This is a genomic window from Streptomyces sp. NPDC058796 (genome assembly GCF_042745235.1).
Classification (GTDB): domain Bacteria; phylum Actinomycetota; class Actinomycetes; order Streptomycetales; family Streptomycetaceae; genus Streptomyces.
In genome coordinates this window covers 331,240-346,029 of the sequence record NZ_JBHYOP010000001.1, presented here as the reverse complement: position 1 = coordinate 346,029, position 14,790 = coordinate 331,240, and the positions used below count along the sequence as shown (strand labels likewise).

The window sequence follows — 14,790 nt, the reverse complement described above, 5'->3', positions numbered from 1 at the left end:
CAGCGTACGCGTGGCCGATCATGCGGAACTCATCCGTCCGACATGGCTTCGTCATGTCCGCGCCAAGCCAGGGTCGCCCCCGGCCATTCGAATGCCCCCTGCAACCACCGCAAGGGGAGGAACGGATGACACCCGCGAACCACCAGGCCCGGCCCGCCGCGCCGTCGCACGCCCCCGAACTCCGCGCCGCCGCCCGGCAGCTGGGCCGCCGCCGCTTCCTGACCGTCACCGGCGCCGCCGCGGCGCTCGCCTTCTCCGTCAACCTGCCGGCCGCCGGCACCGCGAGCGCCGCCGAACTCGACGCGGCGCGGCTCACCGACGACCCCTTCACCCTCGGCGTCGCCTCCGGCGACCCGCAGCCCGGCTCCGTCCTGCTGTGGACGCGCCTGGCCCCCGTCCCGTACCAGGCCGACAGCGGACTGCCCGCGAAACGGATCGACGTGAGCTGGGAGCTGGCCCTCGACGAACGCTTCCGCCGCGTGGTCAGACGGGGCACGGCCACCGCGCACCCCGAGTTCCACCACACCGTGCACGTCGAGGTCGACCACCTCGCCCCCGGCCGCGTCTACCACTACCGCTTCCGCGCCGGACGGTACGTCAGCCCGGCCGGCCGCACCCGCACCGCGCCCGCCCGGCACAGCCGGGTCTCCGGGCTCACCTTCGGCCTGGTCTCCTGCCAGCGTTACGACCAGGGCTACTACACCGCGTACCGGCACCTGGCGCAGGAGGACGTGGACGTCGTCCTCCACCTCGGCGACTACCTGTACGAGTACGCCGTCAACTCCAGCGCGGGCTCCCGCGCCTACCCCGCGGGCACCCTGCCGGACCTCTTCGACCGCGAGACGGTGACGCTGGAGGACTACCGCCTGCGGTACGCCCTCTACAAGTCCGACCCCGACCTCAGGGCCGCGCACGCCGCCCACCCGTTCGTCGTCACCTGGGACGACCACGAGACCGAGAACAACTACGCCGGCCAGACGCCCGAGAACAGCGTGCCGCCGGAGGAGTTCCTCATCCGCCGGGCCGCCGCCTACCGGGCGTACTGGGAGAACATGCCGCTGCGCCGGCCGCAGCTCCCCGACGGGGCGGACCTGAAGCTGTACCGCCGCCTGCACTGGGGCCGGCTCGCCCAGTTCGACGTGCTCGACACCCGCCAGTACCGCTCCAACCAGGCCTACGGCGACGGCTGGCAGTTCCCCGGCCCCGAGTCCGAGGACCCGAGCCGCACCCTGACCGGCGACGCCCAGGAACGCTGGCTGATCAATGGCTGGCACCGGTCGGACGCCCTGTGGAACGTGCTGCCCCAGCAGGTCACCTTCTCGCAGCGGTTCAACTCGACCAGCACCCCGTCCAAGGTCTCCATGGACTCCTGGGACGGCTACCCGGCCTCCCGCGAGCGGGTGCTGGCCGGCGCGCGGGCCGCCGGTGTCGAGAACCTGATGGTCCTCACCGGTGACGTGCACGTCCACTACGGCTTCGACATCAAGCGCGACTTCGACGACCCCGGCTCCCGGACCCTGGGCACCGAGATCGTCACCACCTCCGTCACCAGCGGGCGCGACGGCTCCGCGAAGCCGTCCAACTGGGACACCCTCATGGCCGCCAACCCGCACCTGAGGTTCTACAGCGGGCTGCGCGGCTACACGACCGTCTCGCTCGGCCGCGAGCTGGCGCGCGCCGACTTCAAGACGGTCTCCCACGTCACCACCGAGGGGGCGCCGCTGACGACCGCCGCGTCCTTCGTGACGGAGGTGGGGGAGCAGGGGCTCAAGCCGGCGTGACCTCGCGGTCGGCGGCCGGCTCGTCGCTCTCCTCGCCGGGGTAGCGGACGCCGACGCGGTCCCGGATCGCGTCGAGCGTCCGCATCACGGCCAGCGTGCCGTCCAGCGGGACCAGCGGCGACTCGTTCTCACCGGCCCGCAGGGCCCGCATCACCTCCCGGGCCTCGTGCTTGAGGCTGGCCCGGGGCCCGTCGGCCGGGTCCGCCCGGAACTCCTCGGGCTCCTTGCCGTCGCGGTGCAGCACGAAATGGTCCGGGAAGAAGAAGCCGTACGGCACGTCGACGCGGCCCCTGGACCCGGTGACCGATGCCGAGTTGGGCGTGCCACCGGTGATGGAGCAGTGCACGGAGGCCAGGGCGCCGCTGTCGTAGGAGAGCAGGGCGCCTGTCTGGAGGTCGACGCCCTCCGCCGAGAGCACCGCCCGCGCGGCGATGTCCGACGGCTCGCCGAGCAGCAACTGCGCGAACGACACCGGGTACACGCCCAGGTCGAGCAGCGCGCCGCCGCCCTGCGCCGGGTCGCGCAGCCGGTGGGCGGGGGGGAAGGGACCCGCGAGCCCGAAGTCCGCCTGCACACTGCGCACCTCGCCGATCGCGCCGTCGTCGACCAGCGCCTTCAGGCGCCGCACCAGCGGGTTGCAGTACATCCACATCGCTTCCATCAGGAAGCCGCCGTTCTCGCGGGCGAGCGCGACCAGTTCCGCCGCCTCGCGCGCGTTCAGCGTGAACGGCTTCTCGCACAGCACGTTGCGGCCCGCCTCCAGGCACAGGCCGGCCGCCGTGCGGTGCGCGGAGTGCGGGGTGGCGACGTACACCACGTCCACGTCCTCGTCCCGGGCGAGGGTCTCCCAGCCGCCGTACGCCCGCGGTATCCCGAACCGCTCCGCGAACGCCTTCGCCGACGCCTCGGTCCGCGAGGCCACCGCCACGACCTCCGCGTCCGGCAGATCGACCAGATCCGCCGTGAACGTCGCCGCCATCCCACCGGTCGCCAGAATCCCCCAGCGCACCTTCTGCCCGGTCACCGCTGACACCCTGCCCCACCCTCGCTCAGGTCGTTCGAGTCTGTTCGTTCCGTGTTCGTTCAAGTCCGTACGAGCTGAGAGCATAGGTGCCGGATCCGTCGAAGAGGGAGGGGCACATGCCCGAGCGCGGGCCGTCCATACCGCACACACCACCGCAACCGACCGTCACCTCACGCACGGACGCGCCACAGGCCGGCGACGTCCGCGGCGCCCGCCGTGCCGGGCTGCTCGTCACGCTGCTCCTCGGCGGGCTGACCGCGACGCCGCCGCTGGCGATGGACATGTACCTGCCCGCGCTCCCGGAGGTCACCCGGGCCCTGAGCGCGCCCGCCGCCACCGTGCAGCTCACGCTCACCGCCTGCCTGGCCGGCATGGCGCTCGGGCAGCTCGTGGTCGGGCCGATGAGCGACAAGTGGGGGCGGCGGCGCCCCCTGCTGACCGGCCTCGCCGTCTACGTGGTCGCCACCGCGCTGTGCGCGCTCGCGCCCACCGTGGAACTGCTGGTCGCCTTCCGGCTGGCACAGGGCCTCGCGGGGGCCGCCGCGATCGTCATCGCCCGGGCCGTCGTACGCGACCTCTACGACGGTGTGGCCATGGCCCGCTTCTTCTCCACCCTCATGCTGATCTCCGGGGTCGCGCCCGTCGTCGCGCCGCTCATCGGCGGGCAGATCCTGCGGGTGACGGACTGGCGGGGCGTCTTCGTCGTGCTCACGGTGGTGGGGGTGGCGCTGGGCGTCGTCGTGTGGGCCAAGCTGCCCGAAACGCTGCCGGAGGACGAGCGGCACGAGGGCGGGGTCGGCGACACGCTGCGCGCCATGCGGGGGCTGCTCGCCGACCGGGCCTTCACCGGGTACATGCTCGCGGGCGGGTTCGCCTTCGCCTCGCTGTTCGCTTACATCTCCGCGTCGCCGTTCGTCATCCAGGAGATCTACGGGGCCTCGCCGCAGACGTTCAGCCTGCTGTTCGGCCTCAACTCGATCGGGCTGGTCGTGGTGGGGCAGATCAACGGCAAGATCCTGGTCGGGCGGGTGCGGCTGGACCGGGTGCTGGTCCTCGGGCTCCTCATCGTCATCGCCGCCGCGACGGCCCTGCTGCTGATGTCCCTCGGCGTCTTCGGCGAGGTCGGGCTCGTGCCGGTCGCCGCCGCGCTGTTCGTGCTGATGTCGGCGATGGGCATCAGCCTGCCCAACACGCAGGCGCTCGCGCTGATGCGGGTGAAGAAGTCGGCCGGCTCCGCCTCGGCGCTGCTCGGCACGTCGTCCTTCCTCATCGGCGCCGTGGCCTCGCCGCTGGTCGGGGTCGCGGGGGAGGACACCGCCCTGCCGATGGCCGTGGTGCAGCTCGTCGCGGCGGTGGTGGCGCTCGCCTTCTTCGCAGGGATGTGCCGTCGTCCTCCGGAGGGAGAAGAGAACTGAGCGCCCCGAGACTGCGTCACGGCACCCCGGAGCGGGCCGGGCTCGATCCCGAGCAGCTCCGCCGTGTCGTGGAGGAGGTCCACGCCCTCACTGCCGGGGAGCGGCCCTGGGCGGCGGGCGCCGTCGTCGCCGTGGGGCGGGGGCCCGTGCTCGCCGTGGAGGAGGCGGCGGGGTGGGCCGTGCGCTACTCGGCCTACGACGCGCGAGCCGACGCGGGCGTGGAGCTGCCCGAGGGGGCGCGGGTGCCGATGACCGTCGGTACGCCCTTCGACCTGGCCTCCCTGACGAAGGTGTTCACCGCCGTCGCCGCCGTGCAGCAGATCGAGCGGGGCACGCTCGGCATCGACGCGGAGGTGGGGGCGTACCTGCCGGACTTCCGGGCGGCGGCGGTGCACGGAATCACGGTGCGGCAGCTGCTCACGCACACGTCGGGACTGCGGCCGGAGCTGCCGCTGTACGACTGCGCCGGCGAGGAGGAGCGGCTGCGGAGGCTGCGGGCGGAGCCGCCGGTGGGGGTGCCGGGGACGTACTGCTACTCGGATCTGAACATGCTGCTCCTCCAGCACGTCCTGGAGCGCATCACCGGGCGGACGCTCGACGTCCTCGTCCGCGACGGGATCACCCGGCCGCTGGGCATGGCGGCGACGCGGTTCGGGCCGTGTCCGGGGGCGGCGGCCACGGAGGACCAGCGGCGGCCCTGGGCCAAGGCGGACCGGGGGATGCTGCGAGGGGTCGTGCACGACGAGAACGCGTGGGCGCTGGGCGGGGTGGCGGGCCATGCGGGGCTGTTCTCGACCGCGCGGGACCTGGCGGTGTTCTGCCGGGCGCTGCTGGCGGGGGGCTCGTACGGGCCGGCGCGGGTCCTCGGGCCGGACTTCGTGGAGCTGCTGCTGACCGAGCCGGGGCTTGGGTTCGCCCTCGACCAGCCGTGGTTCATGGGGGAGCTGGCGGGGCGGGGGGCGGCCGGGCACACCGGGTTCACGGGGACGATGCTGGTCCTCGACCGGGCGACGGACACGTTCGCGGTTCTGCTGGCCAACACGGTCCACCCGCGCCGCCGGGCACCGGACAACGGGCCTCGGGCGGGGGTGGGGACTCGGGTGGCTCGGGCCGTGCGGGTTGCCTCCGGCGGTTGAGCGGGGTGCCTGCGGCGGCCGGTGCGGGTTCGGTGGGGTGCGGATGCCTGCGGCGGCCTGTGGCTGTTCGGTGGGGGTGCGCGTGGCGCGGTGTGTTGTCTGTGGGCCGGGGCCGCGCCGGGGGGTGTCCGTCCTCGGAACGGCGCGGAATCGGTCGGCTACGGGGGTGGACGGCGTTGACGCGCCAACCGCTGCGGGCGGACACCCCCGACACGTCCCCTTCCCGCCGTACGCGGCCAACCGCCCGCGCGAGGCGGGCCGCCGTCCCGCCCCAGCTGCGGGCAGCCGTGCCTCCCCCGGTGCCTGAACGGCCTGGGAGGTACCCCAGGGCGGCACGGGTGGGCGGTGGGGGCACCTCCCGCCCGAGCGAAGCCGAGAGCGGGGGAGGCACCCCGTCAGCGCCGGGCCGCGCGACCCACCCCCACGCCCGCACCCGCGCCGGGTTGCACACCCCTCCCGCAGCCACCCCCACGCCGCAGGCGACCCCGCCCCATACAATTCGCCAGGTGAACGACCCCGCCGAAACCCTGCGTGCCGCCCTCGCCGAGCTGGTCGACGGGCTGCCGCCCCGTCAGGCCGCGCAGGCCGTGGAGCGGCTGATCGCCAATTATCGCGGGGCCACCCCGACCGACGCCCCGATCCTGCGCGACCGCGCGGACGTCGTCGCCTACGCCGCCTACCGCATGCCCGCCACCTTCGCCGCCGTACGCTCCGCGCTCGCGGCGTTCGCGGACACCGTGCCCGAGTGGGTGCCCGGCAGCCACGTCGACGTGGGCGGCGGGACCGGTGCCGCGACCTGGGCCGTCAACGACACCTGGCCCGGCGCCCGCCCGGTGACCGTGCTCGACTGGGCCGAACCGGCGCTCGCCCTCGGCCGGGAGATCGCCGGTGCCCTCCCGGAGCTGGGCGACGTGCGCTGGCAGCGCGCCCGCATCGGAGCGGCGCTCGACGTGGCGGGCACCGACCTCGTCACCGTCTCCTACGTGCTCAACGAGCTGACCGGCCCCGACCGCGCCGCCCTCGTCGACACCGCCGCCTCGGCCGCGCAGGCCGTCGTGATCGTGGAGGCCGGTACACCGGACGGGTACGCCCGGGTCATCGAGGCCCGCGACCGGCTGATCGCCGCCGGGTTCCGGGTCGCCGCGCCCTGTCCGCACAGCGGGGCCTGCCCCATCGTGCCCGGCACGGACTGGTGCCACTTCGCGGCGCGGGTCAGCCGGTCCAGCCTGCACCGGCAGGTCAAGGGCGGCTCCCTGGCCTACGAGGACGAGAAGTTCAGCTATGTCGCGGCCGCCCGGTTCCCCGTCGGGCCCGCGCCGTCCCGGGTGGTCCGGCGTCCGCAGATCCGCAAGGGGCAGGTGCTGCTCGACCTGTGCGAGCCCGACGAGCGGTTGCGCCGGCGGACGGTCACCAAGCGCCACGGTGACCTGTACAAGGCGGCCCGTGACGCGGACTGGGGCGATGCCTGGCCGTCGGGGGAGGCCGACTCGCCCGGGCAGTAGGGTTCCTGGGGGAGGAGGGCGTATGGCAGTGCCGCTCGTCGGGCGCCGGGAGGCCGTCGTCCGTACCGTCTCCGCCGCGCTCGCGGCGATGCGGCAGCTCGCCGGGGGCCTTGGTACGGCGGTGCTCGCCTTCGTCCTGCTGGGCGGGATCGCCCTCACCGCCGTGACCTGTCTGGTGGGTGTGGGACTGTGGGCGGCTCCGGCCGCGCTGCGCGCGCTGCACGCCCTGGCCGGGAGGGAACGGGAACGGCTGGGGCGCTGGGGCGGCGAGGTCATCGCCCCGGACCCGCCGCCGGCCGGGCTGCGTCCCGCCCTGGCCGACCCGGTCACCCGGCGTGAGCTGCGCTGGCTGGCCCGGCACGGCACCCTGGGGCTGCTGTTGGGGCTGCTGGGGGTTCTGCTGCCGCTCTGCGCCGTCCGGGACACCACCTTCCCTCTGTGGTGGTGGCTGCTCCTGCCCGAAGACGCCACGACCACCTCCGTGGGGATCGGCACCGCCCAGTCCTGGCCGGACGCCCTCGCGGCGGCGCTGCTGGGGGTGGGCTGGGTCGCGATCCTGCTCGGGCTGGGCCCGGGGATGGCCAGGGCCCAGGCGGGGCCGGGGCGGCGGCTGCTGGCGGCGGGGCCGGACGTGGACCTGTCGATGCGGGTGGCGGAGCTGACGGCGACGCGGGCGGCGGCGCTGGACGCGCACGCGACGGAACTGCGGCGGATCGAGCGGTCGTTGCACGACGGTGCGCAGAACCGGCTGGTCTCGGTGACGGTGCTGCTGGGCGCGGCGCGTCGGATGGCGGGGCGGGATCCCGCGGGGGCCGACGCATTGCTGGAGCGGGCGCAGTCGGCGGCGGAGCAGGCGTTGGCGGAGCTGCGCGGGGTGGCGCGCGGGATTCTGCCGCCGGTGCTGGCGGACCGGGGACTGGCAGGGGCGCTGTCGGGGCTCGCGGCCGACTGCGCGGTGCCGTGCCGGGTCGATGCGCAGGTGCCGGGGCGGTGTGCGGCGTCGGTGGAGGCGACGGCGTACTTCGTGGTGGCGGAGGCGTTGACGAACATCGCGAAGCACAGCGGGGCCCGGCGGGCGTCCGTGACGGTGCGCGGGGACGGCGGGCGACTGCGGGTCCTGGTCGAGGACGACGGGCGTGGCGGTGCGGACGAGAGCGGTGGTTCGGGGCTGACGGGCATCCGGCGCCGGGTCGCGGCCCATGACGGTTCTCTGCGCCTGGCCAGCCCGCCGGGCGGACCTACGACTCTGGAAGTGGACCTGCCCTGTGGAACATGAAGCGGCCCTGCGGATCGTGATCGCCGAGGACGACCCCCTGCTGCGTGAAGGGCTCGCCCTGCTGCTGCGCGCGGAGGGCCTGGACGTCGTGGCGACCGCGGACACCGCCGAGTCGGTGCTCGACGCCATCGGCGAGCACGAGCCCGACGTGGCCGTCCTGGACGTACGGATGCCGCCCACGCACACCGACGAAGGCGTCCGCGCGGCCGTCGAGGCCCGGCGCCGGTGGCCCGCGATGGCCGTCCTGGTGCTGTCCGCGTACGTCGAGCAGTCCTTCGCCACCGACCTGCTGACCGGCGGGGTGGGCGGCCTCGGCTACCTGCTCAAGGAACGCGTCGGGCGGGTCGAGGAGTTCATGGACGCGCTGCGCCGGGTCGCGGCCGGCGGTACCGCCATCGACCCGGAGGTCGTCGCCCAGCTGTTCACCCGGACCCGGCAGGACACCCGGCTGGAGCGTCTGAGTCCGCGCGAGCGGGAGGTGCTCGCCCTGATGGCCGAGGGCCTGGGCAACGGGGCGATCGCCGCGCGGCTCGTCGTCACCGACGGCGCGGTCCACAAGCACATCCGCAGCATCTTCGCCAAACTCGACCTGTCCCCGGCCGACCGGGTCGACCGGCGGGTGGCGGCCGTCCTGCACTACCTGGAGAACGCGCGCGCCCAGCCCCGCGGCTCGTCATGAGGTCTTCTCGTCGGTGGCCTCCTCCTCCTGCTGTCGTTGTCCGCGCCGGCGCTCCCGGAGCTTTCGCAGCAGTTCCCGCTTCTCGGCCAGCGGGTCCGGGCCGCCGCCGTTCCGGCCGCCGCGGTCGCCGCCGCGCAGTGCGTCGCGGCCGAGCTTGCGGCGGGTGCCGCCGACGCCCAGCATGTTTCCGGCTCCACCTCGGGTCATGGGGTCCCCTCTCCTCGGCCACCGAGTCAACGCGACGATACGTGCCGTCTCGGTTATGTCTCGATCCACTGTCCGGCGAGACGAGCCGTCTTGTCAACCTGATAAGTTCGAGCCATGGCCGCCGAGAAATCCACCCCCACACCGTCCGACAAGCCGCACCCCGACGTCAGCCGCCGCAGTCAGCGGTCCCGCCGGGCCATCTACGACGCCGCCCTCGCGCTGGTCGTCGAGGTCGGCTACCCGAGGACCACCATCGAGGGCATCGCCGCCCGAGCCGGTGTCGGCAAGCAGACGATCTACCGCTGGTGGCCCTCCAAGGCGGACGTCCTGCTGGAGGCGTTCCTCGACCGCGCTGACCAGGCCGCGCAGGCCGCCGGTGACGAGCCCGCCGGCGCCATCCCGGACACCGGTGACCTCGCCGCCGACCTCAAGGGCGTGCTGCGCGCCACCGTCGACGAACTGCGCGACCCCAGGTTCGAGGCCCCCTCCCGTGCCCTCGCCGCGGAGGGCGTCGTCAACGAGAAGCTCGGCCGGGAGTTCGTCACCAAGCTCCTGGAGCCGTCGCTGCAGCTCTACGTCGACCGGCTGCGCTCCGCCCAGGAGGCCGGCGACCTGCGGCCGGAGGTCGACCCGCGGATCGCGCTGGAGCTCTTCGTCTCCCCGCTCGCCCAGCGCTGGCTCCAGTACACGGGGCCGATCTCCTACGAGTACACCGACACGCTCGTCGACTACGCCCTCCACGGGCTCGCCCCGCGCTGACCGAAAAGTTTCGGACAATCCAGCCTGACCAGGGAAGTTCGTCCCTTCCCGGCCCCGAAGCGCGCAATGGTGCGACGATAGGGCATGCTGGAGCGCACGACGGCGAGGCGAGGAGATTGATGAGCGCGGAGTTCGGCGGTCGGAGCGGTCTGCAGGGCAAACTCTCCTCGTGGCTGCGCGGACGCCGCCCCAAGGAGGCCGCCGGTGACGGTGGCCGGGAGGATCTGCTGCTCGCCGCCGCCGGTGCGGGACTGCCGCTGGCGCCCGCCGCGCACCCGGCCGGATACCGCTGCTCCTGCGAGCGCGTCGGCTGCCCCACCCCCGCCCGGCACCCGGTGTCCTTCGCCTGGCAGACGCAGTCCACGACCGACCGCGCGCAGATCGAGCGCTGGGCCCGCCACCAGCCGGAGGCCAACTTCATCACCGCGACCGGCATGGTGCACGACGTCCTCGACGTGCCCTTGGAGGCCGGTCGTGAGGCGTTGCGGAGGCTTCTCGACGCCGGTGTCGAGGTCGGTCCGGTCGCCGAGAGCGACGACGGCCGCATGCTGCTGTTCACCCTCACCCGGGGCACCCCCGAGGAGGAGGACGAGTGGTGGCCGTGCGAGCTGGACTGCCACCCCGAGACGATGGACGAGCACCCGGGGCTGCGCTGGCACTGCCGCGGCTCCTACGTGCTCGTACCGCCGGCCCGGCTGCCCGGCGAGGACCGTACCGTGCACTGGGTACGCGGCCCCGAGCACCCGCTGCCGGACCCGCTGACCCTGCTGGAGATCCTCACCGACGCCTGCGCCCGGTACGCCGGCGCGGACGGGGACGGCGACCACGCGGGTGCCGTCTGGCCCCTGCGCCGCTGACCGCCGCCCGGGGCTACTCGCCCTTCGCCGACGTCAGGCCCTGGACCCGGCCCAGGACCGACACCGGTCCGTCCGCCGGGTCGAGCGCCAGCTGGTTGGAGACGAACTCCATCGTCAGCGACTGCTTGATCTCGCCGTCCGTCAGCGCCAGCACGTCCTTGTTCGGCGTCGGCACGGCCGCGCCCCGCGCCGCCGTCTGCTTCTCGTAGTGGCGCGAGCTGAAGAACACCGCCGCCCCGCCGTCCTTCGTGCGCAGCGCCAGCGGCGCGTAGTCGCCGTTCGCCAACGGCTCGTCGATGTACTGCGTGGCCAGTCCGGGGCGCGTCGACCGCTTCTGACGCAACTCGCGCCAGGAACTGGTGTGGACGCCTTCGGCGAAGGCCTCGCCGCCGTCCTCCAGGTACGTCGTGTAGCCCTTGCTCAGGCCGGCGGGGGGTATCGCCACGTCCGTGGAGTTGGCGGGTACGGCCTCGGCCCAGCCGTCCGCGTCCGTCTTGAACTCCGGCACCTTGTCCGGGGCGACCAGCGTCAGGTAAGCCGCCTGCCAGGTCTCGTCCAGGCCGTGCTTGGTGAACACCAGCAGCCAGCGTGCCTCGCCGCCCTTGTTGCCCTTGGCGTCCGCGACGAACCAGCGCGGCCAGCCTGCCTTCTTCGGGATGGTGAACTCGGCGTCCGTCAGCTCCAGCGGAGCGTGCGACGGGTTGCCGTCCGGGTGGTTGGTCCGGCCCGCCTTCAGCCGCGCCGAGTCGATGGCGGCGAGGGCGCCCGTGGTGTGCTCGGCGTCCAGGGAGGCGTCGTACGCCTTGTCGGCCGCGTTGTACGCGGAGGTGAACTGCTGGAGCGCCTTCGCGGCCTCGGCCCGGGTGGCCGACGGCAGCACCTCGCGCTCGCCGTGCACCACCACGCAGCCGCTCGCCGTCAACGACAAAGCGGTCGCCGAGGCGGCCACCAGCGCGTGCTTGCCCAGCCTGCGGGGCCTACGAGGGCCGCGATCCCTGCTCATCAGGTTCCTTCACCTTCCCCTTCCCGGAGGCGAACCCTACCGGGGCGGGACGGCGCCCGGACGCCGGGACCGGGTACCGCCGCCTCTCCGTGACCTCGGGTCACGGATCGCGGCGCGGCAGGACCAGCACGGCGCCCGTGCGCGGGTGCGGCAGCACCTCCACCGGCTGGTCGTAGACCTCGGAGAGCAGCTCCTCGGAGAAGACCCGCTCCGGCGGCCCGTCGGCCGCGATCCGGCCGGCCCGCAGGACCGCGACCCGGTCCGCGTACGCGGCCGCCAGCGCCAGGTCGTGCAGGACGACGACCACCGCGTCCCCGGCCCACGCCCGCTCGCGGCACAGCCGCAGCACCAGCTCCTGGTGGCGCAGGTCCAGCGCCGCCGTCGGCTCGTCCAGCAGGAGCAGCGGGGCGCGTTGGGCGAGGACGCGGGCCAGCGCCACCCGGGCCCGTTCGCCGCCGCTGAGCGCCGAGAACGGGCGCCCGGCGAAGCCGGTGACCTCGGTGCGCGCCATCGCCTCGGCCACCGCCGCGTCGTCCTCGTCCGCCAGGTCGGTGCCCGCCCAGGGCGCCCGGCCCATCCGGACCACCTCCTCGACCGGGAACGGGAAGGACAGCGAGGCCGACTGGGGCAGCACGGCCCGCCGCAGGGCGAGTTCGGGCGCGTACCAGTCCGTCACCGGACGGCCGTGGACCCGTACGAGCCCCTCGGCGGCGGGGACATCGGCGGCCAGGGCCCCCAACAGGGTCGACTTGCCGGCGCCGTTGGGGCCCACCAGCGCGAGTACCTCGCCCGCCCGGACGGTGACGTCCACGCCGTCCAGGACCGGCCGCCCGCCGAGGTGGACGCGGACGCCCTCCGCCTCGGCGAGCACGTCGCCGGGCGCGGCCGGGGGCGGCGGCGCCGGACGGGACGGGACGAGGCGCAGCAGCCCCCTGGCGTGCGCGGTCCTCGTGCCCCGCGCGCCTGTGCCGCCCCGCGCGCCCGTGGTGCCCCTCATGCCCAACCCCCTTGCCTGCGCCGGGTGCGGCGCAGCAGCCAGAAGAAGAACGGGCTGCCCAGCAGCGCCGTCAGTACCCCGAGCGGCAGCTCGGCGGGCTCGGCGACCGTGCGGGCCGCCAGGTCGGCGGCGAGCAGCACCAGCGCGCCGAGCAGCGCGCTGCCCGGGACCAGGAACCGGTGCCCCGGGCCTGCCGCCATCCGCAGCAGGTGCGGGACGACCAGGCCGACGAAGCCGATGACCCCGGCCACGCTCACCGCCGCCGCGGTCAGCAGCGCGATCACCAGGACCAGGACGATCCGCAGCCGCTCCACGTCCACGCCCAGGTGCCGGGCCGGCCGCTCACCGAGGGCCAGGAGGTCCAGGCGGCGGGCGTACAGCGGGGCGAGCCCGAGTCCGAGCGCCGCGCAGGGCAGTACCGCGAGCACCTTGGGCCAGGTCGCCTGGGCGAGCGAGCCCAGCTGCCAGAAAGTGATCTGGTTGACCGCCGCCGTGTCCGCGAAGAACAGGAACAGTCCGATCAGCGCCCCCGCGAAGGCGTTGACCGCGATGCCGGTCAGGATCAGTGTCACGACCTCCGTACGGCCGCCCGAGCGGGACATGGCGTAGACGACCAGGACGGTGATCAGGCCGGAGACGAAGGCGAAGACGGACACCGTCCAGTTGCCGAGGAAGTTCAGGCCGAACGCGATGGCGGCGACCGCGCCGACCGCCGCGCCGGAGGAGACGCCGATGACACCCGGCTCGGCGAGCGGGTTTCCGAACACGCCCTGCATCAGCGCGCCCGCGCAGCCCAGCGAGGCGCCGGCCAGCAGCGCCAGCACGATCCTCGGGAACCGCACGTTCCACAGCACGGAGTCGGCCACCCGGTCCAGCTCCGTACCGCCGAGGCCGAGGTGGCGCAGGACCGATCCCAGCACATCGCCGACCGGGATCGGGTAGGCGCCGGTGCCGGCCGCGACCGGGACCAGGAGGAGGAGCCCGGCGGTCAGGGCGGCGGTCAGCAGCCAGGCGGTGGTGCGCCGGGTGCGGGGCGGGGACGGTTCGGCGGGCGCTTCGAGGGGTGCGGGCGTGCCGAGTACGGTCACCGGGCGTCCTCGCCGTACAGCTGGGTCACGACCGACTTGAGCACCTGGTCGGTGCGCGGGCCGTAGTTGAGGAGCACGCCGTCCTCGACGGAGACGATCCTGCGGTCCATCCCGGCCGGGGTCTGGGCGACGCCCGGGATCTTCACCAGCCCGTCGACGCCGCCGACCGATTCCAGGCCCTTGCTCATCACGAGGATCGCGTCGGGCGCCGCCTTCACGAGCGCCTCGCTGGTGATCGCGGTGAAGTCCTTCTCCAGGCCCGAGGCCGCCCCGGCGTCCACCGCGCCGGCCGCCTCGATCAGCGAACCGGCGCCGGAGTCCGTGCCGCCGATGAGGTAGACGGAGGCCGAGCCGCGCAGGTACAGGAAGGCGACCCGGGGTTCCTCCCCCTGCGGGACGTCCTCGCGTACGGACTCGATCCGCTGCTCCGAACGCCGGGTCAGCTCCCGCCCGGCCGCCGGTACGCCGAGCGCGTCGGCGACCGCCTGGATCCGCGGGCCCACGTCGTCCAGGCCCTCGGCCGCCTCGACGAACAGCACCGGGACTCCGGCGGCGCGGATCTGGTCCACGGCCTCCTCCGGGCCGGTGGTGGTCTCCGCGATCACCAGGTCCGGCTCCAGGGACAGCACGCTCTCGGCCGAGACGTCGTGGCCCCGGGTGACCACTGGGAGCTTCGCCGCCTGTTCGAAGGTGGCGGTGACGTCCCGGGCGACGACCCGGTCGCCGAGCCCGAGCGTGAACACGATCTCGCTGAGGCTCCCGGAGAGGGGGACGATCCGCTCGGCCCGTTCGACCTTCACCTGCTCGCCGTCGGCGGAGCGGACGGTGACGGGGAGCCCGGGCTCGGGTCTCCTCGCGAGCGGTTCCACCCGGTCGGTGACGGGCCCCGCCGCCGAGGCGGCCCCCGGATCGGACCCGGTGTCCGACGAGGCTTCGGAGGAGCCTTGGCATCCGGTCGCGGTCAGGGTCAGAGCGAGCACGGACAGCAGTGCTCCCGCCAGTCGGCCTCGCAAGCGTCGCACGGTTCCGTCCGTCCTTTCCGTCGACCGCCAGTTTCAGTCGACTA

General features: G+C 74.2%; 14 protein-coding genes. 8 read left to right on the top strand and 6 right to left on the bottom strand.

The genetic code is table 11. The features are described 5' to 3' along the window. Window positions 1–125: 125 nt before the first annotated feature. The gene (locus ACFW47_RS01590; RefSeq protein WP_386304324.1) at window positions 126–1,781 is read left to right on the top strand and encodes an alkaline phosphatase D family protein; all 1,656 of its coding nucleotides are present in this window, start codon (window positions 126–128) and stop codon (window positions 1,779–1,781) included. Here the strand turns inward: ACFW47_RS01590 and ACFW47_RS01585 are convergent. Continuing rightward, entirely contained in the window at window positions 1,768–2,805 is a 1,038-nt protein-coding gene (locus ACFW47_RS01585) for a Gfo/Idh/MocA family protein (RefSeq protein WP_386279264.1), read from the bottom strand. The genes ACFW47_RS01590 and ACFW47_RS01585 overlap by 14 nt on opposite strands. 116 nt (window positions 2,806–2,921) lie before the next feature. On the opposite strand from ACFW47_RS01585, the gene ACFW47_RS01580 reads away from it, so the two are divergent. From ACFW47_RS01580 to ACFW47_RS01560, 5 genes are all read left to right on the top strand, one after another. Beyond that, window positions 2,922–4,220 (top strand): multidrug effflux MFS transporter, encoded by a 1,299-nt coding sequence (locus ACFW47_RS01580; RefSeq protein ID WP_386304322.1) that lies wholly within the window; start codon window positions 2,922–2,924, stop codon window positions 4,218–4,220. Continuing rightward, window positions 4,187–5,356 carry a serine hydrolase domain-containing protein gene (locus tag ACFW47_RS01575; protein WP_386279268.1) on the top strand — a complete coding sequence of 390 codons (1,170 nt, stop codon included), beginning with the start codon at window positions 4,187–4,189 and terminating at the stop codon, window positions 5,354–5,356. The genes ACFW47_RS01580 and ACFW47_RS01575 overlap by 34 nt, the downstream gene beginning before the upstream one ends. A 506-nt stretch (window positions 5,357–5,862) precedes the next feature. Next, window positions 5,863–6,858, top strand: a complete 996-nt coding sequence (locus ACFW47_RS01570) for a small ribosomal subunit Rsm22 family protein (RefSeq protein WP_386279270.1) — start codon at window positions 5,863–5,865, stop codon at window positions 6,856–6,858. Window positions 6,859–6,880: 22 nt separating this feature from the next. Then, a complete protein-coding gene (locus tag ACFW47_RS01565; RefSeq protein WP_386279272.1) occupies window positions 6,881–8,134 on the top strand; it encodes a sensor histidine kinase in 1,254 nt (417 codons plus the stop codon). 7 nt (window positions 8,135–8,141) lie between these two features. Beyond that, window positions 8,142–8,813 (top strand): response regulator, encoded by a 672-nt coding sequence (locus ACFW47_RS01560; protein WP_386304814.1) that lies wholly within the window; start codon window positions 8,142–8,144, stop codon window positions 8,811–8,813. On the opposite strand, the gene ACFW47_RS01555 is transcribed toward ACFW47_RS01560, so the two are convergent. Further along, on the bottom strand, window positions 8,808–9,020 hold the full coding sequence (locus ACFW47_RS01555) for a DUF6243 family protein (RefSeq protein ID WP_386279274.1): 213 nt from the start codon (window positions 9,018–9,020) through the stop codon (window positions 8,808–8,810). The genes ACFW47_RS01560 and ACFW47_RS01555 overlap by 6 nt on opposite strands. Before the next feature lie 114 nt (window positions 9,021–9,134). Between ACFW47_RS01555 and ACFW47_RS01550 the strand changes: the two genes are divergently transcribed. Both ACFW47_RS01550 and ACFW47_RS01545 read left to right on the top strand, forming a co-directional pair. Further along, window positions 9,135–9,779, top strand: coding sequence for a TetR/AcrR family transcriptional regulator (locus ACFW47_RS01550; RefSeq protein ID WP_386279276.1), 645 nt, complete (start codon window positions 9,135–9,137; stop codon window positions 9,777–9,779). Between the two features lie 119 nt (window positions 9,780–9,898). After that, the gene (locus tag ACFW47_RS01545) at window positions 9,899–10,636 is read left to right on the top strand and encodes a bifunctional DNA primase/polymerase (RefSeq protein ID WP_386304320.1); all 738 of its coding nucleotides are present in this window, start codon (window positions 9,899–9,901) and stop codon (window positions 10,634–10,636) included. A gap of 13 nt (window positions 10,637–10,649) precedes the next feature. Here the strand turns inward: ACFW47_RS01545 and ACFW47_RS01540 are convergent, their stop codons facing one another. The 4 genes from ACFW47_RS01540 to ACFW47_RS01525 all read right to left on the bottom strand — a co-directional run bounded on the left by ACFW47_RS01540 (window position 10,650) and on the right by ACFW47_RS01525 (window position 14,746). Continuing rightward, complete coding sequence (locus ACFW47_RS01540; protein WP_386279281.1) at window positions 10,650–11,639, bottom strand: hypothetical protein; 990 nt, start codon at window positions 11,637–11,639, stop codon at window positions 10,650–10,652. Between the two features lie 100 nt (window positions 11,640–11,739). Beyond that, window positions 11,740–12,564 carry a heme ABC transporter ATP-binding protein gene (locus ACFW47_RS01535; protein WP_386304812.1) on the bottom strand — a complete coding sequence of 275 codons (825 nt, stop codon included), beginning with the start codon at window positions 12,562–12,564 and terminating at the stop codon, window positions 11,740–11,742. A 68-nt stretch (window positions 12,565–12,632) separates the two neighbouring features. Further along, window positions 12,633–13,724 (bottom strand): FecCD family ABC transporter permease, encoded by a 1,092-nt coding sequence (locus ACFW47_RS01530; RefSeq protein WP_386304318.1) that lies wholly within the window; start codon window positions 13,722–13,724, stop codon window positions 12,633–12,635. Further along, on the bottom strand, window positions 13,721–14,746 hold the full coding sequence (locus tag ACFW47_RS01525) for a hemin ABC transporter substrate-binding protein (protein WP_386304317.1): 1,026 nt from the start codon (window positions 14,744–14,746) through the stop codon (window positions 13,721–13,723). Before ACFW47_RS01525 ends, ACFW47_RS01530 begins: the two co-directional genes overlap by 4 nt. Window positions 14,747–14,790: the final 44 nt, after the last annotated feature.

Coding starts and splice junctions, on each gene's coding strand:
- ACFW47_RS01540 (WP_386279281.1), bottom strand. CDS start 11,639: ATGAGCAGGGATCGCGGCCCTCGTAGGCCCCGCAGGCTGGGCAAGCAC.
- ACFW47_RS01545 (WP_386304320.1), top strand. CDS start 9,899: ATGAGCGCGGAGTTCGGCGGTCGGAGCGGTCTGCAGGGCAAACTCTCC.
- ACFW47_RS01580 (WP_386304322.1), top strand. CDS start 2,922: ATGCCCGAGCGCGGGCCGTCCATACCGCACACACCACCGCAACCGACC.
- ACFW47_RS01590 (WP_386304324.1), top strand. CDS start 126: ATGACACCCGCGAACCACCAGGCCCGGCCCGCCGCGCCGTCGCACGCC.
- ACFW47_RS01555 (WP_386279274.1), bottom strand. CDS start 9,020: ATGACCCGAGGTGGAGCCGGAAACATGCTGGGCGTCGGCGGCACCCGC.
- ACFW47_RS01550 (WP_386279276.1), top strand. CDS start 9,135: ATGGCCGCCGAGAAATCCACCCCCACACCGTCCGACAAGCCGCACCCC.
- ACFW47_RS01565 (WP_386279272.1), top strand. CDS start 6,881: ATGGCAGTGCCGCTCGTCGGGCGCCGGGAGGCCGTCGTCCGTACCGTC.